The 22,449-nt window shown below is 42.1% G+C and carries 20 protein-coding genes; 6 read left to right on the forward strand and 14 right to left on the reverse strand.

The genetic code is table 11. The features are described from left to right. Positions 1-90 precede the first annotated feature (90 nt). From AAEY88_RS09350 to AAEY88_RS09365, 4 genes are all read right to left on the reverse strand, one after another. On the reverse strand, positions 91-465 hold the full coding sequence (locus AAEY88_RS09350; RefSeq protein ID WP_350561728.1) for a DsrE family protein: 375 nt from the start codon (positions 463-465) through the stop codon (positions 91-93). Between the two features lie 167 nt (positions 466-632). Further along, entirely contained in the window at positions 633-1,175 is a 543-nt protein-coding gene (locus AAEY88_RS09355; protein WP_350561730.1) for an acyl-CoA thioesterase, read from the reverse strand. Positions 1,176-1,265: 90 nt separating this feature from the next. Then, complete coding sequence (locus AAEY88_RS09360; RefSeq protein WP_350561732.1) at positions 1,266-2,240, reverse strand: alpha/beta fold hydrolase; 975 nt, start codon at positions 2,238-2,240, stop codon at positions 1,266-1,268. 287 nt (positions 2,241-2,527) lie between these two features. Beyond that, the gene (locus AAEY88_RS09365) at positions 2,528-3,127 is read right to left on the reverse strand and encodes a YigZ family protein (RefSeq protein WP_350561734.1); all 600 of its coding nucleotides are present in this window, start codon (positions 3,125-3,127) and stop codon (positions 2,528-2,530) included. A 245-nt stretch (positions 3,128-3,372) separates the two neighbouring features. Between AAEY88_RS09365 and AAEY88_RS09370 the strand changes: the two genes are divergently transcribed. Both AAEY88_RS09370 and AAEY88_RS09375 read left to right on the forward strand, forming a co-directional pair. Beyond that, the gene (locus AAEY88_RS09370) at positions 3,373-4,077 is read left to right on the forward strand and encodes a 16S rRNA pseudouridine(516) synthase (protein WP_350561736.1); all 705 of its coding nucleotides are present in this window, start codon (positions 3,373-3,375) and stop codon (positions 4,075-4,077) included. A gap of 290 nt (positions 4,078-4,367) precedes the next feature. Further along, on the forward strand, positions 4,368-5,447 hold the full coding sequence (locus tag AAEY88_RS09375; RefSeq protein WP_350561738.1) for a disulfide isomerase DsbC N-terminal domain-containing protein: 1,080 nt from the start codon (positions 4,368-4,370) through the stop codon (positions 5,445-5,447). Between the two features lie 246 nt (positions 5,448-5,693). On the opposite strand, the gene AAEY88_RS09380 is transcribed toward AAEY88_RS09375, so the two are convergent. Beyond that, positions 5,694-6,353: a DUF2939 domain-containing protein gene (locus AAEY88_RS09380; protein ID WP_350561740.1), complete on the reverse strand. Its 660-nt coding sequence runs from the start codon at positions 6,351-6,353 to the stop codon at positions 5,694-5,696. A gap of 519 nt (positions 6,354-6,872) precedes the next feature. On the opposite strand from AAEY88_RS09380, the gene dnaJ reads away from it, so the two are divergent. Continuing rightward, complete coding sequence (gene dnaJ, locus AAEY88_RS09385; protein WP_350561742.1) at positions 6,873-8,012, forward strand: molecular chaperone DnaJ; 1,140 nt, start codon at positions 6,873-6,875, stop codon at positions 8,010-8,012. 302 nt (positions 8,013-8,314) lie between these two features. After that, positions 8,315-9,145 (forward strand): 4-hydroxy-tetrahydrodipicolinate reductase, encoded by an 831-nt coding sequence (gene dapB, locus AAEY88_RS09390; RefSeq protein WP_350561744.1) that lies wholly within the window; start codon positions 8,315-8,317, stop codon positions 9,143-9,145. Between the two features lie 454 nt (positions 9,146-9,599). On the opposite strand, the gene AAEY88_RS09395 is transcribed toward dapB, so the two are convergent. The 8 genes from AAEY88_RS09395 to erpA form a co-directional block, all read right to left on the reverse strand. Then, positions 9,600-10,775 (reverse strand): type III PLP-dependent enzyme, encoded by a 1,176-nt coding sequence (locus AAEY88_RS09395; protein WP_350562059.1) that lies wholly within the window; start codon positions 10,773-10,775, stop codon positions 9,600-9,602. 98 nt (positions 10,776-10,873) lie between these two features. Next, a complete protein-coding gene (def, locus tag AAEY88_RS09400; protein ID WP_350561746.1) occupies positions 10,874-11,416 on the reverse strand; it encodes a peptide deformylase in 543 nt (180 codons plus the stop codon). Positions 11,417-11,794: 378 nt separating this feature from the next. Beyond that, complete coding sequence (locus AAEY88_RS09405) at positions 11,795-12,049, reverse strand: GlsB/YeaQ/YmgE family stress response membrane protein (protein WP_350561748.1); 255 nt, start codon at positions 12,047-12,049, stop codon at positions 11,795-11,797. 406 nt (positions 12,050-12,455) lie between these two features. Further along, on the reverse strand, positions 12,456-13,994 hold the full coding sequence (gene mpl / locus AAEY88_RS09410) for a UDP-N-acetylmuramate:L-alanyl-gamma-D-glutamyl-meso-diaminopimelate ligase (RefSeq protein ID WP_350561750.1): 1,539 nt from the start codon (positions 13,992-13,994) through the stop codon (positions 12,456-12,458). A gap of 248 nt (positions 13,995-14,242) precedes the next feature. Next, positions 14,243-14,836, reverse strand: a complete 594-nt coding sequence (locus AAEY88_RS09415) for a copper resistance protein NlpE N-terminal domain-containing protein (RefSeq protein WP_350561752.1) — start codon at positions 14,834-14,836, stop codon at positions 14,243-14,245. A 411-nt stretch (positions 14,837-15,247) separates the two neighbouring features. Next, positions 15,248-15,760 (reverse strand): disulfide bond formation protein B, encoded by a 513-nt coding sequence (locus tag AAEY88_RS09420; protein WP_350561754.1) that lies wholly within the window; start codon positions 15,758-15,760, stop codon positions 15,248-15,250. 56 nt (positions 15,761-15,816) lie between these two features. Next, positions 15,817-17,391: a glutamate--cysteine ligase gene (gene gshA / locus AAEY88_RS09425; RefSeq protein WP_350561756.1), complete on the reverse strand. Its 1,575-nt coding sequence runs from the start codon at positions 17,389-17,391 to the stop codon at positions 15,817-15,819. 548 nt (positions 17,392-17,939) lie between these two features. Next, the gene (gene erpA, locus AAEY88_RS09430) at positions 17,940-18,320 is read right to left on the reverse strand and encodes an iron-sulfur cluster insertion protein ErpA (RefSeq protein WP_350561758.1); all 381 of its coding nucleotides are present in this window, start codon (positions 18,318-18,320) and stop codon (positions 17,940-17,942) included. A gap of 435 nt (positions 18,321-18,755) precedes the next feature. Between erpA and AAEY88_RS09435 the strand changes: the two genes are divergently transcribed. After that, positions 18,756-20,828 (forward strand): ATP-binding cassette domain-containing protein, encoded by a 2,073-nt coding sequence (locus AAEY88_RS09435; RefSeq protein ID WP_350561760.1) that lies wholly within the window; start codon positions 18,756-18,758, stop codon positions 20,826-20,828. Positions 20,829-21,013: 185 nt separating this feature from the next. Here AAEY88_RS09435 and AAEY88_RS09440 read toward each other — a convergent pair whose 3' ends face one another. Continuing rightward, positions 21,014-21,376: a septal ring lytic transglycosylase RlpA family protein gene (locus AAEY88_RS09440; protein WP_350561762.1), complete on the reverse strand. Its 363-nt coding sequence runs from the start codon at positions 21,374-21,376 to the stop codon at positions 21,014-21,016. A 499-nt stretch (positions 21,377-21,875) separates the two neighbouring features. On the opposite strand from AAEY88_RS09440, the gene AAEY88_RS09445 reads away from it, so the two are divergent. Continuing rightward, positions 21,876-22,346: a DUF3015 family protein gene (locus tag AAEY88_RS09445; RefSeq protein ID WP_350561764.1), complete on the forward strand. Its 471-nt coding sequence runs from the start codon at positions 21,876-21,878 to the stop codon at positions 22,344-22,346. Positions 22,347-22,449 lie beyond the last annotated feature (103 nt).

The following is a 22,449-nucleotide window of genomic DNA, read 5'->3' on the forward strand; positions in this document are numbered from 1 at the left end:
GGATATCTAGTGTTTCTTTTTTATTGGGTAGGGTGGGTTGGTTTTATTAAGCCTAAGATAAAAAGTAACCTGCCTTTAACTGCTTATTTATTAGTTCAGTTGCAACGAGCCTTTCGCACTCATCAGCAGCTCAACCACATCATCAGCGCTTATAACACCGAAGCGAGGGTCAATTGCTGACTCATCAACATTATTATGAACCATGCATGCTTTGCAGACCAATACTTGCCCACCTTTCTCCATAAACGCTTCTAGTAACTCGTTTGCAGGTTTGAAAGGAGCACCAATATCAATGCTATCTAACGCTTTAGGTAGCGCTAAATGCACCGCATCCACCATCAAGATAACCGATGCGGAATGATCTTTCTCTAAAGCGGTGACTGCCATCGTAAACGCGACAGTAATTTTGTTTGGATTGCTTTCGTTATCAAATAATGTACCGACATAATCTGTAGTAGTAACCATATTATTCTCCTCGTAAGATGGTATTTAATTAAATAACATCTAATTAAATAATAAACTCTCTAGTATCCTACCATTTAATATACTTATTTATATAATGTATTGTTATAAAATAGTAACCTTAAGGTTAGTTGATTATGACAAATTATCGAAGAGACCTCTGAATAAAGTTAATCCATTGGTGGCCAACGGTGAGCTTTATCACCATCAATCCAATCTTGTACCCATTTCTCTGGTGGCATATTTAAATCAGCTTGCCCTAAAGCAGCAAGCACACGCTCAGTTGCTACCACTTTACCACCTTCAGTAACGCCAGTTCGTAGCAGTGCGGATGAGCACGGTTTGCCTTTAACCCACATAGATTGTTCAATATAAATCCAGCGTTCATCAAAGCCCACTATTTGCGTTTTTAGGGTGACTTTTTGAAAGGCGCGAATACGCTTACGGTATTGAATCGTACTACCAGCTACCACTAACCCCCAACGCTGCTTGAGCAATTGCATGCCAAGTCCGGTACGTACCGCAAAGTCTGTACGCCCTAAATCATATAGCGTCAGTACGCGTCCGTTATTCATCTCTAAAAAGTTGTCAATATCCGTCAAGCGACAACGCAAGGTAATCTCACTGACATCACTAAGCTGAAGCGTATGGCCTTTTTTTACTTGTAACGCAGCGTGCGCAATAGTGGTGGCATAACGAATAAACGGATACATAGCAACACTCTTTTTTATAGATACAATAAATGGCTTAGGTTTATATTTTTAGATGTTATAAAAATTCAGGTATTGCTATTGTTAAACAGCTTAGCCGACATCTTTAAAGAAACGCATTGCGGTCTCAGGTAACCAATCCAAATTAAACTTACGATTTTGATAATCCAAAAAGCCAATATGACCACCATGTTGAGTATTAAGCAAAGTGACACTTTTGGAAACGTCGCCCATAGTAGCGGTCGCCCCTAAAAATGGATCGTCTTTGGCACTAATCATTAGAGTAGGCTTAGCAATATGAATCAGATGTGGTAGGGCAGAGGCTTTATGATAATAGTCGTTCTTCGAGCGATAGCCATGACGAGGGGCGGTAAAGATATTATCAAACTCACTGATCAGGTTGGTGGCTTTGACCGCTCTGATTTCCTCTTCTGTTAGGTTATTATCAATAGCCTTTTGGATAATAGGACTTAGTAGATAAGGCGTATAAATGCGCCGACCGACGAAGCGTTCCATGGCCAATGACGATGATATTAGGTCAACTGGTGCCGAGGCCACTACTGCCGCTGTGCAAATTGCTTGCTGCCCATAGTCGCTCATATATTTAGCCAATGCATTGCCACCTAATGAAACCCCAACGCCATAAATGGTGCTGTATTTACGTGCTAAATATTGCAGCGCATGCTCAAGCTCAGCGGTGTCGCCCGCATCATAAAATACAGTGCCTTTTACTGGCACACCGCCACAGCTACGGAAATGGGCGACCACAAAATGCCAGCCTTGATTGTGCGCCGCATACGCTAAAGTACGCGCATAATGGCTGTCGCTACTGCCTTCCATCCCATGAAATAATACAACTAATGGCTTATGATATTTGTCATCGGATAATATAATATCGTTGGTATCATAAAAGTCATAAGCTACTTCGCTTTCATCTAGCGAGTCCTTGATCAATTCACGACGATATATAGGCACATTGGGCGCAATGAAACGGGGCAAGATAGTTTGCAAGTGGGCATTCGCCAACCAGAACGGTGGCTTAAATTCATTATAGGTAAAAGTAGTCATAAAATAGTATCAGGTGTGATTAAAAAAAGGAAAGAAACGTAGGAGGGTAGATTGATAATCTTATTTAAGCTCTAAACAATAAAGTTTCACGTGAAACAGAAGTAACTATTGTTATGAAAGTTATTATCATGAAGTTTTTAATAAAACAGATGCAATGAGCCGACTTTTCTTTTGCTATCTATCATACTAAGCTATGGGTTTAGTTCCAATATTTTTTAGTGAACGGTTCAGTGAACACATAGCCACTGAAATAATAACCATTGAAGTAACAATTATTAATAAGGTGCTCAATCAGTAGTCTCTAATACTTTGCCCGCCATCGCTAGCTCTGTTTTTAACGCCTCAATATCACGTTCAGCGATAGTAACGGTTAACATTACCTGCTTACTGTAAGCGACGTCGTCAATGCTACCGTGTAAATTGTCGACCACATAGCGACACTGCGCTTCAGTAGCAAACCCAGCTTGTATCTGTACTTGAGTCATGGGCACATAAGGGCTTAATGTCATCTCATCAACGGTTGCTTGGGCGGAGCCTGCATAAGCGCGAGTTAGGCCACCAGCACCCAGCTTAATGCCGCCAAAGTAACGCACGACGACAATGATAATGTTGCCAATCGCTTTATGCTGAAGGACATTTAATATCGGTCGTCCTGCGGTACCGTTGGGCTCGCCATCATCATCGAAGCCAGCGCTAGTAGTATTATTAGGGTCGCCAATAATATATGCCCAGCAGAAGTGGCGGGCATCGGCATACTTTATACGCAGTTGTTCCACGTGAAACATAGCTTGTTCCCGTGAGGTCACTGGATAAGCGTAAGCGATAAACTGAGATTTTTTAATCTCAAGACGAGCAGTAACCGCGCGCTGTAACGTTTGATAGCTCATAATCTCATTGATGACACACCCTAGGTATAGGTTGAATATGCTAAACTTGCAATATTATCACTGCTGTCCATATTTGGCACAGTGTTCATTTTATTCCCTACTATAGACTAAACTAAATAATTCCGATACCAGAAAGCCGAGCACAGATAGTGGCGCGTTTATCAAAGCAGGCACATCAAACGAGGGTGACGCTGGAGCGGGTTTATATAGGTTTGACTATATAGCAACTGATGGTAGCAAATAGCATGCGTTTAGATAAATTTATTAGTAAAGCCACCGAGCTGTCTCGCAAAGAATCCAAAAGAATCCTGCATGCCGGTGAAGTCACTGTCAATGATAAAGTCATCAAAGATCCTGGTGTACACGTTGATATTTTAAATGATGACGTGATTTGGGGCGGCGAGCCGTTATCGGTTGCGGCAGGCAATCGTTATATTTTATTGCATAAGCCTGAAGGCTTTGAATGTACTTTGAAAGTGAAAGAATATCCTATCGTTACTGAGCTAATCGCCGTACCAGAATCGGGCAGCTTGCGTATTGCTGGCCGCCTCGATGTTGATACCACTGGCGCACTGATTATCAGCGATGATGGCAAATGGTTACACCGTGTTACCAGCCCGAAGCACGAACATGCCAAAATATACGAGCTGACCTTGGCTGATCCTATGGATAGCGATGCGCAGACCAATGCCGTGCAAGAAGTCGCAGATGGTATTTTATTAGAAGGGGACCATGAAGAGACCAAACCTGCCATTCTTGAGTTCATCGATGATACTCACGCGCGCCTAACTTTAGAGCAAGGCAAATACCATCAGGTCAAAAGAATGATGGGTTATTTTGGTAATAGAGTCACGGAGTTGCACCGTGCTAGTATCGGCCATATCACTTTAGAAGGCCTGGAAAAAGGTGACAGCCGCTTTTTGACTAAGGAAGAAGTGGCACAATTTTAGGGAAGATTTTTTACATGCTATCCATTTATTAAAAACAGTTTTGCAATTATTTTCAAAGAGGTTACCTTTCAAAAAAAACCATCGGCAGCAGCCACCTAATAAAGCGAGCTGGCTGTCGATGTTGCCTGTCTCTTAAAGCTGGGTAGCAGTTTTGCAAAATAAACCATTCAGCCCTTATCCTGCCCTTATAAAAATCAGCCAATGTGCTACAGTCTCAGCAGATTTTATTAATCTACTTTTTTACATAGTATTATTAATAATCTTGTATAAATTCTGATAGGACTTACCTTGTGAAACGACCTGTATTCAAATCTACCAGTATTATTGCCGCCATACTATTGGCTACCACCGCTTGCGCTCAGCCTACCGCTACTAATTCTACAAGCGAAAACAACCGTAGTAGCAACAGCAGCCAAAGTGTTCAAAGTCCGTCAGCAGCTGACAAAGTAAACGCTACTGTCGATAGTCATCTGCGGCAAGTGCTCACCCAAGCTGGCATTAAAACAACAATCACTGCTATCACACCCTCTAACCTGCCTAATATGTATCAAATCAGCCTTGAAGGTCAGCCACCATTACATATGACTGTGGATGGACAATACGTTATCCAAGGTGAGCTTCAAAAGAACCCCAGTAAGCGTTTGGTGACCAAAACCCCAACACGTAGCACGAGTGCGCAAGCGGGCATGCCGGTGAGTGCTGCCGTCAAATCTGCCATGCTTGCCAATATGGGCGCACTCAAAAACATGACCGCCAAGACCCCGTTTTATTATACTGCCGTAGCGGGAGTGATTTGGGGCGCAACCCTTGAGGGTGTGCCGTTCTTAGTATCAGATGATGGCCAATATATTACTGATGGTGAAATATCAGTAATCAAAAATGGTCAATTTACTGGGCTTGATGAGGATTTTGAGAAGCGTAAAAATCAATCGGTATTTAGTGCCTTGGATGAGTTGCAACTGATTACCTATCCAGCGACTGGCCCTGAGAAAGCAGTTATCTATGTGGCAACCGACGTCAATTGTCCTTATTGTCGTATGCTGCATAAGCAGCTGGATATGCTCAACAAAAAAGGCGTGACCGTTAAAACGATTGGCTATCCTATTTATGAGCAGTCACCAGAGCAAATGCGTGGTATCTGGTGCCAAGTTGATGAGAGCAGTCGTCGTAAGGCGTTAGATAAAGCCATGCTAAAAGGTGAGATGACCCCTGCGCCGGCAGGTTGCAGCACTGATTATATTGCACCCAATCGTGAAAAAGCGGCTGGACTTGCAGTCTTTGCTACGCCCGCTATTTATCGTGAAGATGGCGTACTGTTTCAAGCGAGCTTTGAGAGTCCGGAATTTTTAGAGTTTTTAGGATTGCAGTAACAGCTGTAAACCTACTAGGATAAAGTGGTTGGTAAATTAAGCCACTATCACTCAAACCGCCGCATAACCTGTTAAGTGATGCGGCGGTTTTTTGATGCTGTGTATTTGATATAAAATATATATGGCGAGGCTGAGAGAAATTTTTGCAGCATTGAAAAATGTTATAGCCGCCCTGCAAGCAAATTTTACCAGCCACACTTAAGTATCAGTGTGTCTATTCTATTTAAATTTAACCAGAGCTAAACCTTAAGGCAAGACGATATCAACGATTTTCCATCCAATAAACCCTTCACGTTCCATCATTATAGTGAGCGGATAACCTTTAACCTGACCACTGATAGTAAAGCAATTGATACCGCAGTAGCTTAGTACTGGTTTGTCGCTATCCGTCCCTTGTGCGACTTGCTGCTCCAGTTGGTCAGCTTGTTTACTCATTACCTGCTGCATTTGGCTTTTGACTACCGCATCGATATCCCCACGCTGAATGATCATATCTTGGATAAGGTTTTTTAGGTCGACCTGATTATTGGAGATTGCCCAAGCGGCGGCCAACTCTTTGGTGGCAGTATTAGCTTGCCCTTGAGTATTAATTAATTTTTCTATATTTTGTGGGGTGATAGCCCCTTCTACTGCCTGGGCAATAAAGCCATTTGCTGCTTGAATAAGCGGTTTACCACCAAGCTCAGCAACCATTGGATACAGCGTTATGGTATTAGCAAACTGACTGGTCAACTGAGTTTGAACGCTAGGGCGCACTTGCTCATAATCAATAGCGGCAGCGATGGTGGCACCGTCCTTAGCATCATAGGCATTTTTGAGCTGATAAGCGCTGTAATAAGGTGAGCCGGCATAGATTGCCACGGCGATGACGACCAGCAACAGGAGTAATGTGGTCAGCTTTTTCATAGATATCGTTACCTTTACAGGGTTTGTCCTGCGTGTTTATTGAGATTGTTAAATCATAATCAGGGCGATAAATACTAGCACGACTGACTACTCTAAAGGTATGGAATATAAGGTATGAAAATGTTACGTCAGTTTGTCATGATCCTATAGACGGACTAGCATTCATTATGGATAGCCAGTTATTATAGCCCTGACTTTTAGAGTCCTCTAAACAGGATTTTTACAAAACTTAGCTGCCCTTTAATAGCTTAACTAAGAATTTCATTAGCTTGGCGCTTGATAAATCAACTTATCATCACCATTAATAGCGCAAACTTTTATTAATTGATTTAGTTAAACAGCATCCCACCGTTTTAGCTTGCAACGTCCATTCATTTATCATCTTTTTTACGTCATTAACCGCCATGTTTCATGTGAAACAGTGGTATCGGGTTAAGTATAAAAAGACCATTGTGAAAGTTGACGAAGTGGTTGATAACCCTGCCAGCTGGTGGCACTGTGATGACGATAGGAGAGCCCATGAGTAAGCGCGATTTTTATGAGATATTAGGTGTCAGTAAAACTGCAGATAGTAAAGAAATTAAACGATCTTACCGTAAGCTGGCGATGAAATATCATCCGGATCGTAATTCTGATGATCCTGATGCTGAAGATAAGTTTAAAGAAGCCTCTATGGCTTATGAAGTCCTTAGTGACGATGATAAGCGTTCAGCCTACGATCGTATGGGTCATGCTGCCTTTGAAAACGGTATGGGTGGCGGCGGTTTTGGTGGTGCAGGCGCGGGTAATTTCCAAGATATCTTTGGCGATATCTTTGGCAACTTTGGTGATATTTTTGGCCAATCGCGAGGAGGTGGTGGTGGCGGACGTTCGCGCCGTGGTTCAGACTTGCGTTATGTCATTGAGTTAACTCTTGATGAGGCAGTACGTGGTTGCGAAAAAGAGATTAGCTTTACCGCGCCAGCCCCTTGTGACACTTGTGATGGTAAAGGCGCAAAAAATGCTTCGGATGTAGTGACTTGCCAGTTGTGTCATGGTCAAGGTCAAGTACGCATGCAGCAAGGTTTTTTTCAGGTACAACAAGCGTGTCCTCAGTGCGGCGGTACAGGTAAACAAATCAAAAATCCATGCCCTGATTGTCATGGTAATGGTGTCAAAGATAAGTCGCGTAATTTGGAAGTCTCTATCCCAGCGGGTGTCGATGATGGCGACCGCGTACGCTTATCAGGCGAAGGTGAAGCAGGCGGCGCAGGGGTCCAAAATGGCGACTTATACGTCGAAGTTCGGGTTAAAGCGCACAATGTGTTTACCCGCCAAGGAGCGGATCTCTACATGGACGTGCCGGTGAGTATCACTGATGCCGCGCTCGGTAAAGAGGTTGAAATACCAACCTTAGATGGTAAAGTTAAAGTCAAGGTTGCAGAAGGGACACAAAGTGGCAAGCTGCTACGTGTTCGTGGTAGAGGCGTGACGCCAGTGCGTACTACTATGAAAGGAGATTTGATTTGCCGGGTGGTTATTGAAACTCCAGTGAACCTTAACCGTGAGCAAAAAGACTTACTGCGTCAGTTCCAGGACACGCTCGATGATGATAGCCATCATCAGCAGTCACCCCATAAAAAGTCGTTCTTTAAGAAGTTTGGTGAATTGTTTGACTGATAGCACTTATTTTTAGTAATCTATTATTATAGAATGAAAACGCTCAGTCTAAGTCCAGAAGTTTCACGTGAAACTTCTGGACTTTTTTTAGGGCCGCCAATAAGGTGCAAAAATCAATTCATGCTATGATATTCCAAGCGTTTATCAACCGCTACCTTTAATACCCAATAAAATGGATAGGCTAACAGTTACGTGCGACCGGTAAAGATTTCTCCCAGCCACCCGGTAGCTGTTTCAAAATAAACCAACTATATCTCCTGACAAAATCAGAATTTAAATAATAAAATTTTTAGGATACCAACATGAATCAACAAATAAACGATAATATGATTAATATTGGCATTATCGGTGCAGGCGGCCGCATGGGACGCATGTTAATTGAAGCCGTACAAGACAATCCAAAGACAATATTGAGTGCAGCGATTGAACGACAAGGCTCAAGCCTCATCGGTGCTGATGCTGGTGAAGTGGCAGCTATAGGATGCTTAAACGTACACATAGTCGATGATTTAGTAGCGGTGATTAATGACATTGACGTGCTCATTGATTTTAGCTTACCCGATGCTACTGAGCAGAATATGCAAGTCTGTGCTGAGCATAAGGTAGCGATGGTCATTGGCACTACCGGCTTTAATGAGCGGCAAGAAAAAGCCTTGGCGGCGGTAAGCAAAAACATTGCTGTTGTCTATGCAGGTAACTATTCCACTGGCGTTAACTTATCATTAAAGCTACTACAAATGGCCGCTAAAGCTTTTGGTACCGACGCCGATGTAGAAATTATTGAAGCGCATCATAAGCACAAAATTGATGCACCATCCGGCACGGCGTATATGATGGCAGAAGCAGTAGCCGAGGCGCGGGGTCAAAACCTAAAAGATGTGGTGAACTATGGCCGTGAAGGGCAGACCGGTGAGCGCGAAGCCGGTACCATCGGTATTCATGCGATTCGCGGTGGTGAAATTGTTGGCGATCATACGGTAATGTTTATCGCTGATGGTGAGGTGATTGAAATTACCCATCGGGCGCGGGCACGAATGACCTTTGCCGCTGGTGCCGTCCGTGCGGCTACTTGGGTCATTCAGCAATCGGCTGGACAATATAATATGCAAGATGTCCTAGGTTTAAGTGGCTGATCACAATAATTATTAATTGTTATAAAGAGCATATGATTTAAGTATCGTTATATTACCACTGTTGGTACCTACCTGCTCAGAGTCGAATCTCAGATTTCGGTAGTAGGAACACGAACGATAGCAATAATAACCTTTCTATCTGGCTTTTAGGGCAGTAGCCTTAATCATCAGCTATTTAATATTAGCATCAGTAGGGTAATGGGATCTTGGATAACGACAAACCAGTGACTTTGATAGTTTACTAACTATGGGGCCAAGCGCTCTTTGCTTCATTCTCATAAGCATCATCGCATAAACTTTAGGGCTGTTTTTTATATAATTTTAGGCGTAATAAAGTATATTAGCGCCACCAAAAAGCGCAACACTGCTAATCACAGTATTGCGCTTTTTTACTATCATACTGATGACATTAATTGTCATTAGCTGGTATTGAATGGTCCGTAACCACTAAAAACTAATCAATATAAACGACTTCTAATGGTGGGAAACCGTTAAATTCTACCGACGAATAAGAGTTGGTATAAGCACCTGTCGTTAGCCAGAATATTTTGTCACCAATCTCCAACTCTTCTGGCAACTTATATCCTGCTTCTTCGTACATGATATCGGTCGAATCACACGTTGGACCAGCTAACACGACCGTACCTTCGCTGATTGAATTTTCCATTTTTGGCGTATAAACCGGATACTTAATCGCTTCGCCTAAAGTCTCAATAAGCCCTTGAAATAGTCCTACATCGGTATAGACCCAGCGCGTCAAATCAGTATGCGACTTACGTGAGATCAGCACCACATCACTAACCAGGACTCCAGAACCGCCAACCAATGAGCGCCCAGGTTCCAAGATGATCTCTGGCATGTCTTCATCGCTATAATCATCGCTTAGATAGCGTTTGATTTCTTCAGCATAGACCTGTAGCGGGTTGACTTCACTAATATAGTTAGTCGGAAAGCCGCCACCTAAGTTAATCATTTGTAGTTTAAGGTTCTCTTCATTTTGCATCCAGTCAAACATATATTTAACTTTAGCCAAGGCGTCATCCCACGCTGCCACATCTTTTTGCTGACTGCCCACATGAAAAGAGATGCCATAAGGTACTAAGCCTAAATCACGCGCTTGGACCAGTAAATCGATGGCCATATTAGGATGGCAGCCAAATTTGCGTGATAGGGGCCACTCTGCAGTCTCTGACCCTTGCACTAAAATACGTACAAATATCTTTGAGCCTGGCGCGTGCTTAGCGATATTTTTTAGATCGGCTTCTGAATCGGTAGCATATAGGTGCACGCCTTTCTCATAAGCATATTTGACATCTCTGGCTTTTTTGATGGTATTACCATACGAGATACGAGAGGCATCGACGCCGCAGTCTAATACCCGATCGAGCTCATAAATGGAGGCACAATCAAAGTTTGAACCCAGCTCTGCTAGTATATTAATCACTTCAACGGCAGGGCTGGCTTTCATAGCATAGTGAATATTAGCGTTGGGAAATAGTCCAACCATTTCATGATATTTGGTTTTGATACGGCTCAGATCAACCACCAAAAAAGGGGTCTCGCGACCTTCAGCAACATGAGTAAACTTCTGCCAGCTGGCCTGGTCAAAGTATTGGTCGATTTTGATCATAGTCATGGTAAGAAACCCTTAATAAGGAGGACAATAAATTATCTAAAAAATGAATGAAAATAACATAGTGAATAACCGTAACGTAAGCAATAAAAGCGTTAAGCGTTAGTAGGCTGAGGCTCTTTTTCTGCTTGTTTTTCACGTATTTTAAGTACTTTACGGACTTTATCACGCGCACGGGTCTGTTTAAGGTGCGATAAATAATCCACAAAAATAATGCCGTTCAAGTGATCCATTTCATGTTGAATACACACTGCCAGTAGGCCTTCTACTTCTTTATCAATGACTTCACCCTCTTGGTCTAGGGCCTCGATACGCACTTTATTAGGACGCTCAACCTTATCGTAGACATCAGGGACAGACAGACAGCCTTCCTCATATGGTTGCTTTTCTTCTACCAGAGGCGTTACTTTTGGATTAATAAACACCATAGGCGTGTCTTTATTTTCGGATAAATCCATGACAATCAGCTGAATATGCTGGTCGACTTGTGAGGCTGCAAGCCCAATACCTTCAGCATCATACATAGTCTCAATCATATCAGTGATTAAGGTTTGAATCTTATCATTGACCTCTTTTATTGGCTTGGCAATCGTGCGCAAGCGTGGATCAGGATAGCTTAAGATAGGGAGTAATGCCATTGCGGCTCACCTCGATAATAGCGGTTAGAATTGGCGGTTTATTATAAATTAAATGAGGGCAGAAGTGACATTAATCAATACGAATCAATGCAAATTAATGTACTAGCATGTCACATTACCATAAATGCTACTAATAAAGGCGCACTATCAGTGCGGATACTTTTACGACTCTCGATTAAGCGCCATTCATTATAAAACTGTTAATATAGCAAATAAAAAAGACTTTACATCGCGTAAAGCCTCTTCTGTTCAATACTCTATCTATAGCAAGAGTCAGTCAATTAGTTTGCTTGATCTAATAAGTTTATGTCTATTGTTAGATACTACTTTAATCGATAAAAAACATTATTTCTTAACAAGAAGTAGTATTCAAGCCAGTTATACACGGCGTTTGTTCACAATCATCTCATATAAGAATAATAAGATAATCGCACCGATTACTGAGAATATTAGACCTGTAAAGCCGCCGTCTGCATTGATACCAACCAAACCGGCAACAAAACCGCCTAACATTGCACCGACAATACCCAGTACGATGGTCATAATCCAACCCATCGAATCGGTTCCTGGTTTAATAGCACGTGCTAACAGACCAGCGACTAAACCTACGATAATCATCCAAATAAAGCTCATTGTTACTCTCCTAAATTATTATATTCGATATTATTAATAATAATATATTTCTAATGGGGTTTTTCTAAAACTGCGTCTAGCTAATGTTGACAACCACATTGTAAACACTCGCTGGCATGAAAAGTAAGCGCAAAATGTTACTAGTGTAGGGGCTATGTGAGGAAAAATGTTCATTTGCTATTGTGCAGGTAACTCAGGTAAATGAAAGGTTACAGAAGTAGTCAGGAGGACAACTTAAAATATTTTTTCTATTACAGCGAGTCTTGAATAGAGTATTTAAGGCCTTGCGATATAACATCGAGCTATAAAAATAGCGCCGTTCTATCATTAAAAGAAGGCGCTATTTATAGTGAAATATTCGATTGGTAACAGATGTTAATTGCGTATAAACTTAATCTGTTGTTTGTTACTTACTTAGGGCAGTAAGCAAGCGTTCATGAATACCTTCAAATCCACCATTAGACATGATAATAATGGCGTCGCCTGCCTGTGCATGAGTGCTAATGTGCTCAATAATAGCATCGACGCTAGGAATGACTTTCTGATTACCGATATGGCTGTTGGTCGCATTGGCACGGTCAATGACTTCTTTTAGGCCCCATTCAAGACCAGCAGGCTCATACCATAATGTATAGTCGGCCAGTGCTGCTGACTGAGCTAAGCTGTCTTGATGAACTCCCATCTTCATGGTATTACTACGCGGTTCAATAATGGCCCATAGACGTCTGCCTGCCAGTTTCTTTTTGGCGCCATCTAAAGTAGTGGTGATGGCAGTAGGATGGTGGGCAAAGTCATCAAACACTAAAATATCATTAACATCACCAATAAGCTCCATCCGCCGTTTAATACCCGCAAAGGTGGATAGCGCCGCGCAGGCAATATCGACAGTGACACCTATGTTATAAGCAGCAGCGACTGCTACTAGGGCATTATTGACATTATGAATACCGCTCATAGACCAGTCGACAGTTGCTGTCGCCTCAGTACTATTATTAGCATCAGTATCTTCATTAAATCTGACTTTAAACTGACCACCATCTTCTGTGATCAATTCAGCTTGCCAGTCACTACTATTGGTCTTTTTAATACCTTCTTTTTCATTAGATGATTGATCGCTAATAGAGTGTTGTTGAGCTAATTGAGTATCAGTCACCGCCGTACGCCAAATGGGTGTCCAGACTCCTTTAGCTAAAGTATCTTCTAAACTAATAGTCGCGGCTGGCATAATAATCTTACCGGTACTGGGAATCATACGCACCATATGATGAAACTGGGTTTGAATGGCATCAAGATCTGCAAAAATATCAGCATGATCGAATTCAAGATTGTTTAAGATTGCGGTACGCGGACGGTAATGAACGAACTTTGAGCGCTTATCAAAAAATGCGGAATCGTATTCATCGGCTTCAATCACAAAATAACCGGAAATTAGTGACCCTGCCATATCGCTTTCTGTTTTATCTGCGCCTAAATAGCTGCTATGGGAAAAGATTTGTTTTAAATGCTCATCACTGGTATTCACTAAGGGGACGCCACCAATTAAAAATCCAGCATCGATACCCGCATAATGCAGTATCCAAGCCAGCATAGTGGTGGTGGTCGTCTTACCATGAGTACCAGCAACTGCTAGCACATGCCGCGACTGTAATACTTGCTCAGATAAAAACTGTGGTCCTGAGGTATAAGGTAAACCCTGATCCAACATATATTCAACCACAGGCATACCGCGTTTCATCGCATTACCGACCACCACCAAATCTGGTGTAGGTTGCAAATGCTGCACCAAATAGCCTTCTTGAATAGTGACGCCAGCATGCTCAAGTTGGGTGGACATCGGTGGATAAACATTGCTATCTGAGCCGGTTACCGTATGTCCCAGCGCTCGTGCCAGCAAGGCCAGCGAACCCATAAAAGTGCCACAAATACCAAGGATATGAATATGCATAGACGTTCCGTGCCAGATAAGAGCTAAGTAAAAGAGAGATGTAAAGTAAAAATAAGTCGCGTTCATTGTAAAGTAAACACGGGTAGATGACCAATAAAAAACGCCTAACAAGTAGGCGCAAATCAGCTCATCAATTTGACTTATTTAATAGCATTATTAATATAGGCTATGAGCCAGTATAAATAGTTTTTCATAAATAAAATAAGTTATAAAATCATTTTTCTGCACGATAAGCTTTACGCAATCAGTTATTTGCGTGACAAGACATAATCGTCATTAAGTTTTTTATTTTCATCCAGCATGACTAAATGATTGTCTTGGATGCGAAAAATTTCGATCTTCTTTTTATCATAAACAATGGTAATGGTATTGTTATCTTGACGATAAATACCGGATTCAATTAGCGGCACATGCGGGGTCTTTGGATTGTTGTAGACACTGGTCTTAAGCACCGATCCATCAGCGAATAAGTTAAGCGTAATACCAATACCTGCGCAAAATGAGCAGGCGAGATTACCGCCATAATCCCCCATCAACGTTGCCTGTAAGGTGCTATCACCGCTCATCTCTGAGATCATCGGCGTATGTTGTATTCGGGTTCCATCCTCTGATTGACCTTCCTTGAGGTCGCCCAGATGATCTTTATTACTAGCATCCAAAGATTTATCTAGATCTTGCTGATCAGTATTTTGCATAGCGCTAGCAGGCGCAACTTGCATAGTATCAACGCTAGCAGCTGGAGAGGACTGATTATTACAACCCATCAACATAACAACAGGCAATGCTAATAGTACGCGTCTAAAATGGTTTGTAACGGTAATAATAGAGGGCAAAATAGACACAAAATATATCATAATCATACCAACAACAAGCAAACGTTTTTTAAATAGTGGCTTTATATATTAGACTTTAGAGGATATTTAACTTTGAACATTAAAAGAGCTACCCAGTATTAATGACTAAGGTTATAACTCGAATGATCGGTAGTATTTAGGTCGGCAGATGAATAAGGTAAGTCCACATGCCGATAAGTCTAATAAGCTGTTCTAAGATAACAAAGCTTATCAATGCTTATGTGGACTTTTTGTTATGAGAACAGTCGTCTGCAGTAAAAAAGGCAGTCATAATGAGATGGAAATACAAGGGTGATATGGCCTATCACATGACTTACTGACAGCAGCTAAAAAGTACCCAACAGGACTTAAAGGAGGATGGTTATATATAGCCTTGATCAACCACTACGCTGTGAACACTTATAGTTTAGGTCGCAAGATACGCCATAACACTAGAACTTGGACTAATAACAGCACGCTAAAGAATATTAATGACTGCTCAGGGATACTCAATCCCAAAAACCGCCATTCAACAGAGGCGCATTCACCAGAGCCCGCCAATACCTCATTTAATACTTGCTGCATCGGTAGAGTATCTAACCAATAATCGAGGCCAGGGCCGCATGAAGGCACTTGATCCGCTGGTAGATGCTGGAGCCAGACATGACGCGCCGCCACGCCAGTTGCCCAGACAATACCTACCAGACTACCAAACCATAATAATAGCTTGATAATCATTGACTTGGGGTTAAATAAGGCCGCAATTAGTGCAAAGCCACCCATTAACATCAGTCCAATACGCTGAAAAATACACAGCGGACAAGGTGAAAAACCCATATAACGTTGTAAAAAAAACAGCGCAAAACTCATGCCTATGACGGTCATTAGTACTAAAAGCACTTGTAGATTGCGGTAAGTAGTCAGTCGTTGCATCTGGCAGTTACTCTTATGGAATAGTTTATCTATGAACGGCAATGATCAGCAAGGTATTAGCGATACTGCTGAAGGAACTCCATAAAGTCTTCAGTTTCTATCTCTTCAATTTCAGCCTGTTGTAATATTGACTTCTCGGCCAGTACTTCATATTTAGCTTGATTATTGGGACTTAAAGTCTGTTGTAATAAAGACGCACGGTGCTGCTGAGCTAAGGTAAAGCCCAGTTGCCATAAACTACCGAGACGCTTGCTGTCCGCGTTCACTTGTGCAGATATGGTCGATTCAGAATGTCCCGCTTTACCTTGCATCAATGCCACAGCGGCGCGGTAGTCATTGCCACCATAATGAGCATCCAGTAACGCTGCTAATGGGCGCATACTATTTAAGTGAGTAAGCATCCAGCTCTCTAGCGATTGCTCCACACCATTATTGACGATATGTAAATTATCACGGCGACCTTCATTGACCACGCGCTCAAGGTTGATAGCCAGCTCTTCTTCTTCTTCTGGCATCAGCTCAGGGGAATCATTGAGTAAACAATATAGCGCCATCACTTCTAAGAAACAGGCGCTCGACAGCCGAATCCCAATATCACTATAAGGATCTAAATCAATAGCGCGGAACTCGACATAGGCAATACCACGGCGTTCAAGTGCTTCCGTTGGGGTTTCACCGCGTGCGGCGATTTGTTTGGGGCGGATAGGGCTGTAATATTCATTTTCTATTTGTAGAATATGATCATTGATTTGAATGGGGTTGCCATCAGCATCGTTTAGGCCTAATTTCTGAAAGCTTTCATGCGGGGTTTGAATCGCACGGCGTAAGCCTTCAACATATTCAGGAAGATTGTTATAACGAATATCGAGATGTTCTTGGACACTATTGGTGTAGCCAAGCTTGCCCATACGTAAGCTGGTCGCGGCAGGTTTATAATAGGTCGAGTCGTTGAGCAGCTCCAAGTCATGCTCACGTCCTGCTAAAAAGCAAGGGCAAACACTGGGACTGGCTCCCAGTAAGTATAGAACCAGACTGGTCAGACGCTTAAAGTTGCGAATGAGGCCCAGGTATTTATCATTCTTAAACTCTGTCAGTGTTTGCGCCTGATTTTGGGGCATTTGGGCTTGCCATGATTCAAAAAGCCCATCACCAAATGATAAATTGTAATGCAAGCCTGCAATGGTCTGCATCCGCCGCCCATAACGTATACCAAGGCCGCTACGATAAAGAGTTTTTAGCTTACCGGTGTTGGAGCTACCATAATCTGCCAGTGGGATATCCGCATCATCAGATGAGAGCATACATGGCATCGACAGTGGCCACATTAGCTCTTCTTCAGGAAGCGCTTTGTAGACTAAAACATGCAGCTGGCGTAACATTCCAAGCGTATCTTTCGGTGTGCTTTTTGGATCGGTGATCAGCTCAAGTAAGCTCTCTGAGTAGTCAGTGGTGATAAAGGGATGCGTCAATTTCGACCCAAGTTTCTCTGGATGTGGCGTCTGTGCTAAATAACCATCAGCCTTGACTCGCAAACCTTCTTTTTCAATACCACGTAACATGCCTGTCAAATGCTGACTGTCAAACCAGCTTGGGGTGTTAAAATCGACAAAGCTACTTGCAAAATTACTCATATTAGTCATCTATTGTTATTTATTATTGCAGAGGAAAGCCTAGCGGCGGCTGCTTAAAATTGGGGTCAATAATGAGGTCAGTTTAGCCCAAAGCGGTATTAAAAACTATGTACGATTACAAATTCAGTAACCTTTTCTTAAGTCCAGCTTAATGGTTTGGGTTACTTACATAGTTAACTATAATTAGTAGCGCCGACACCAAGAATATTAATAACAGCCATTTTTAAAGCCATAAAAAACGGTCTGCCCTTGTAATATTATACCAATCACACTATAAGTTTAAACCAAAAAAGGTATCCACTCAGCAGGTAGATACCTTTTTATCTATAAACAATATATAAGAGTATCAGCAGCCCATTTTTTAGCTAATTTATCGGTATCAAACTGAATCTTGAATATTGAACTGTCTCTTACTTTCTATCTTGTGATGCGCTTGTGATACCAAATAATACAGACCTGCAATTAATTTATTATTCATAGCGGATTGTACATTATAAGAATAAATTAGTTAATGCTTGAACGACAGCTGTCTTATCAGTAACCTCAGCTTAAATAGAAAACGATGAGCCACAGCCACAAGTCGTGGTGGCATTGGGGTTGGTTACCACAAAACGCGCACCCTCAAGCCCTTCAGTATAGTCAACGGTAGAGCCTTGCAAATATTGATAGCTAAGCGAGTCAATAACTAAAGTCACATCGCCATTGTCAAAGTTGGCATCATCTTCATTGAGTTCATTGGCAAAGTTAAAGCCATACGAGAAGCCTGAGCAGCCGCCGCCAGTCACATAAACGCGCAGCATAAGATTGCTATCCCCTTCTTCTTCACGTAGTCTGCGTACCTTTTGGGCCGCACTATCGGTAAGATTTAAGATAGTGGGATCTACAGGTTGGCTGGCACTTGGATTGTATTGATTGGTTGTGTCGGTCATATCTACCTCAGTTGCTAAAATCAAATACTGTCGTTGTCTACCGATGCCTGACGGGCGTTATATTAGATAGTAGGACATGGCGGCGTGGTTGATTTGATTGGGGACGGTCGTCATTATGGTAAGACAGTTAGGCTAAGACTAAGGCTGCTAGCGCTTAACTGCCTGATGTCAATAGTATCTTGACAGTATATCATAATTGGGGTTGTGATAAGTTTGTCAAGGGTGACAGCAGTGTTTGTTAAAAGAGAAGCTTAGTTTGGTGTTGTATACAGTAGCGCTGCATGCTGATTGACGAAATAGTTATTTAATCGTTTGCCTATCAGGTAAGCGTTTGAAATAATAGCCGGCAGTTGGCACTTAGTAAAGTGCACTTTGCCTATGAACTTGTTTTTATTAACAATACATTTTATAAAACTCTTGAGATGAAAAAACCCTATGATCGAATTTAAAGACGTTGGTGTTCGCCGTGATGGTCGTGAATTATTTGCTGGTGCTAGCTTTCAGCTACATCCGGGCCATAAAGTGGGCTTAACGGGCAATAATGGCACCGGAAAATCTACTCTATTTGCCCTATTACTAACCCGCATGGGCACGGGCGATACTGAAGTGACGCTCGATCGCGGTGAAGTGACGATCCCGGATGGCTGGCAGGTGGCGCACATGGCGCAGGAAGTAGGCGCAAGTGCACAAACGGCGATTAATTATGTGCTCAGCGGCGATGAGCAGTGGTATAAAATTAATGAGGCTTTGAGTGATTTGAGCACCGTTAGTGATGACCAAATTGGTGTATTGCATCAGCAATTCGATGAAATTGACGGCTATCGTACCCCAACCAAAGCCGCGCAAATCATGGCAGGACTTGGGTTTAATACCGTGCAACACGAGCTGCCAGTGGACAGTTTTTCGGGTGGTTGGCGTATGCGCTTAAACTTGGCGAAGACTTTGATGAGTCGCGCTGATTTAATGTTACTGGATGAGCCGACCAACCATTTGGACTTGGATGCTATTTTATGGTTAGAAACGTGGATTAATGCGTTTATGGGTTTGGTTATTGTTATCTCCCATGACCAAACATTCTTGGATAATACCGTTGGTCATATCTTGCACGTTGAACAAAAGAAAATCACCCTTTATACCGGTAACTATCAGCAGTTTATTCGTACCCGTCATGAGCGTATGGCGCAGCAGCAGCAAGCTTTTGAGAAGCAAGAAGCGACTAAGGCACATTTGGACGACTTTATCCGTCGTTTCCGTGCCAAAGCCAGTAAGGCCAAGCAAGCGCAAAGCCGTATCAAACAGCTTGAGCGTATGAGTGAGCTGTCACCAATGATGGCGGACAATCCGTTCACTTTCCGTTTTTATGAGCCTGCCAATATGAGCTCGCCATTGATTGAGCTAACCAATGCTGATATTGGTTACACCGACACGCCGCTACTCTATAACGCCAATGTGCAAGTGACCCCTGACACCCGTATTGGTTTGCTTGGGATGAATGGTGCGGGTAAATCGACCCTAATTAAAGCACTGGTCGGTGAGCTTGGCGTATTATCTGGTACTTATAATATTTCAGATACGCTCAAATTAGGCTACTTTAACCAGCATCAAATGGATGCTTTAGATGCTGTCGCCACCCCGCTACAGATGATGCGCCGCTTGGCTGGCAAGACATCAGACGCTGAATTGCGTTCATTTTTGGGTGGTTTTGACTTCCGTGGCGACCGTATTGACACTCCGAGCGAATTATTCTCAGGTGGTGAGCGTGCGCGTTTAACGCTCGCTTTGATTGTTTGGCAGCGCCCGAACGTGTTGGTACTCGATGAGCCTACCAACCATTTAGACTTACAAATGCGCCAAGCCCTAACCATGGCTCTACAAGGTTTTGAGGGTGCTGTCGTGCTGGTTTCGCATGATCGCGAACTGATTGCTAACGTCTGTGACGAGCTGTATCTAGTACATGACGGTATCATCGAAGAGTTTGATGGCGATATCCATGACTATGGCAAATGGTTGTCGGATAAACGCAAGGAAGCCAACAGTCCAGATAAAGGCGCCGATAAAAAAGGTAAGAATAAAAAAGCCAAGAAAAAATTCGTTAATAAAGAGGACGTTTCACGTAAAACAAATACTAACACTAGCGATTCTGAGACTGATAACTCAAAGCACGCTAAAAAAAAACTAGCAAATCCTAAATCAGGTGTAGGTGCGACAGCGGCATCAACACTTACCAAAGAAGAGCAGCGCAAACTGGCCGCTGACCAGCGCAAGCTTACTGCTCCTGTTCGCCGCGAGATTGAGGCTACAGAAAAAGCGTTGGCAAAAATTGACGATAAGCTGGCAAGTTTAGAAGTTAAGCTTGGCGATACTGATCTTTATGAAGACAGCCGTAAATCTGATTTGATGACCTTACTTGATGAGCAAACCGCTCTACAGCAGCAGCATAGCGCTAGTGAAGAATCTTTACTGGTAGCGATGACTACGTTAGAGGAAATGGAAGCAAAGTTTGGGTAAGAGGTGTTTGGGTAAAAGAGATTGAGTCAGCGAAGCTAGCTACCAATGAGTAGGTGATACACCAATAGGTTTTAAGCTAATATTATTGACGAATTTAGTTTTTTATTATGTAGTCGCTAAGTTATAGAATTTAAGTCATAGAAAAGGGAGGGCGCTAGCCCTCCCTTTTCTATGACGTTACTATGTTATTGCCTACGGTATTTGCCATCACCGTAAGATAATATCTTCATACTAGTTGTACAAAGCTGACAGTTTATTTTACCAGCAGCGGCTTTAGATAAATCAAGAATTCGTCCCCTGATGAAAGGTCCTCTATCCGTAATTTTCACTATCACACTCTGCTTTGTCTTTTTGTTGGTCACTTTTACCTTCGTACCAAATGGCAGCGTTTTATGGGCGGCGGTCAAGGAATGCATATTGAAGATACTACCACTAGCAGTGCGTTTACCATGAAACTTACTACCGTAGTAACTGGTGTTACCAGCAAAAACGGTGGTCGTTAACAGTAGTGATAAGGTGATAACCAAAGACTTGATTAAATAAGACATTTAATACCTTTTAGCGATTTATAAAATAGACAGATACACTTGCCTATGTTATCCATATTCCCTATGAGTATGAATAATATAGGTATTTTACTATAAAAAGCTTGCCATGTCCTCACGGCTCTGTAAAAAACGCCCAAGGTCAAATCTTTCTTTAGTGTGTTTACGCTCGTTAGTGTAGATAGTCTATGAACAATTTGATTCATAATATCTATACTATCGTTTACTGTTTTTAAGGAAGTTATATTTAGAACATACGACTATTCAGCTAAGCTATTTAATATTATTAGAATAAGAACAAAAAACTATTTGAAACTAATGTAAAAAGACCTTGCTAAATTATTACAACTTTGTAAAATGCACCCAAGGTTAAACATTCTTCCAGAAAATTCATGTTCGCTCGAATTAATCTTTTAGAACCAGTAGTCATAATCAGTATGGATGATTAGTTTGGCTGAATAGATTACTTACTAATATCCCAATAATCCTTTAAGGAAATTTTATGCTTAAAAAAATTGCGCTTGCTTCAGTCGCTGCTGTCATGATTCCATTTGGCACTGCCAGTGCTCAAGTTGATACTGGTCGTACTATCGAGCAGGTTTATAAAGAGTGTGGTATTGGGGGCGCTATATTTGGCAACTCAAGTCCTATTCTAGCAATTATCTCTAACGTAACATGGGATTTAGGTACCACTGCTGCGACTTCTAATTCAATGTCTCCTAATACTTGCCAAAGCAATAATGTTAAAGCAGCCGTTCTTATTAAAGAAGCATTCCCAAGTGTTGAAAAAGACTTAGCTTCAGGTCAAGGTGCTCATTTATCTGCATTAGAAAATGTTGCTAACTGTGATTCAACTGCTAGCGTACGTGCGCAGTATGGTCAGTATGCGCAAACTTCTGCATATCGCACAGCAACTCAAGATCAAAACGCTCAAACACTGTATAGCATCGTTCAGCAAAGCTGTGCTATCTAAGCATAAACTTATTTAGTCATGAACTTGATTGCTAAACTATAAAAACACGTAAACTTAGCGCTTACGTGTTTTTTATTGCTTCTATAATTCAGATGTCTAAATA

This window comes from Psychrobacter sp. CAL346-MNA-CIBAN-0220 (genome assembly GCF_040309805.1).
GTDB lineage: Bacteria > Pseudomonadota > Gammaproteobacteria > Pseudomonadales > Moraxellaceae > Psychrobacter.

Bases quoted from the DNA above. Each gene is read 5' to 3' on its own strand.
- AAEY88_RS09440 (WP_350561762.1), bottom strand. From the start codon at position 21,376: ATGTCTTATTTAATCAAGTCTTTGGTTATCACCTTATCACTACTGTTA.
- AAEY88_RS09395 (WP_350562059.1), bottom strand. From the start codon at position 10,775: ATGATCAAAATCGACCAATACTTTGACCAGGCCAGCTGGCAGAAGTTT.
- AAEY88_RS09405 (WP_350561748.1), bottom strand. From the start codon at position 12,049: ATGAGCTTTATTTGGATGATTATCGTAGGTTTAGTCGCTGGTCTGTTA.
- def (WP_350561746.1), bottom strand. From the start codon at position 11,416: ATGGCATTACTCCCTATCTTAAGCTATCCTGATCCACGCTTGCGCACG.
- AAEY88_RS09420 (WP_350561754.1), bottom strand. From the start codon at position 15,760: ATGCAACGACTGACTACTTACCGCAATCTACAAGTGCTTTTAGTACTA.
- AAEY88_RS09435 (WP_350561760.1), top strand. From the start codon at position 18,756: ATGATCGAATTTAAAGACGTTGGTGTTCGCCGTGATGGTCGTGAATTA.
- AAEY88_RS09360 (WP_350561732.1), bottom strand. From the start codon at position 2,240: ATGACTACTTTTACCTATAATGAATTTAAGCCACCGTTCTGGTTGGCG.
- erpA (WP_350561758.1), bottom strand. From the start codon at position 18,320: ATGACCGACACAACCAATCAATACAATCCAAGTGCCAGCCAACCTGTA.
- AAEY88_RS09370 (WP_350561736.1), top strand. From the start codon at position 3,373: ATGCGTTTAGATAAATTTATTAGTAAAGCCACCGAGCTGTCTCGCAAA.
- AAEY88_RS09380 (WP_350561740.1), bottom strand. From the start codon at position 6,353: ATGAAAAAGCTGACCACATTACTCCTGTTGCTGGTCGTCATCGCCGTG.
- gshA (WP_350561756.1), bottom strand. From the start codon at position 17,391: ATGAGTAATTTTGCAAGTAGCTTTGTCGATTTTAACACCCCAAGCTGG.
- AAEY88_RS09355 (WP_350561730.1), bottom strand. From the start codon at position 1,175: ATGTATCCGTTTATTCGTTATGCCACCACTATTGCGCACGCTGCGTTA.
- dnaJ (WP_350561742.1), top strand. From the start codon at position 6,873: ATGAGTAAGCGCGATTTTTATGAGATATTAGGTGTCAGTAAAACTGCA.
- mpl (WP_350561750.1), bottom strand. From the start codon at position 13,994: ATGCATATTCATATCCTTGGTATTTGTGGCACTTTTATGGGTTCGCTG.
- AAEY88_RS09445 (WP_350561764.1), top strand. From the start codon at position 21,876: ATGCTTAAAAAAATTGCGCTTGCTTCAGTCGCTGCTGTCATGATTCCA.
- AAEY88_RS09365 (WP_350561734.1), bottom strand. From the start codon at position 3,127: ATGAGCTATCAAACGTTACAGCGCGCGGTTACTGCTCGTCTTGAGATT.
- dapB (WP_350561744.1), top strand. From the start codon at position 8,315: ATGAATCAACAAATAAACGATAATATGATTAATATTGGCATTATCGGT.
- AAEY88_RS09350 (WP_350561728.1), bottom strand. From the start codon at position 465: ATGGTTACTACTACAGATTATGTCGGTACATTATTTGATAACGAAAGC.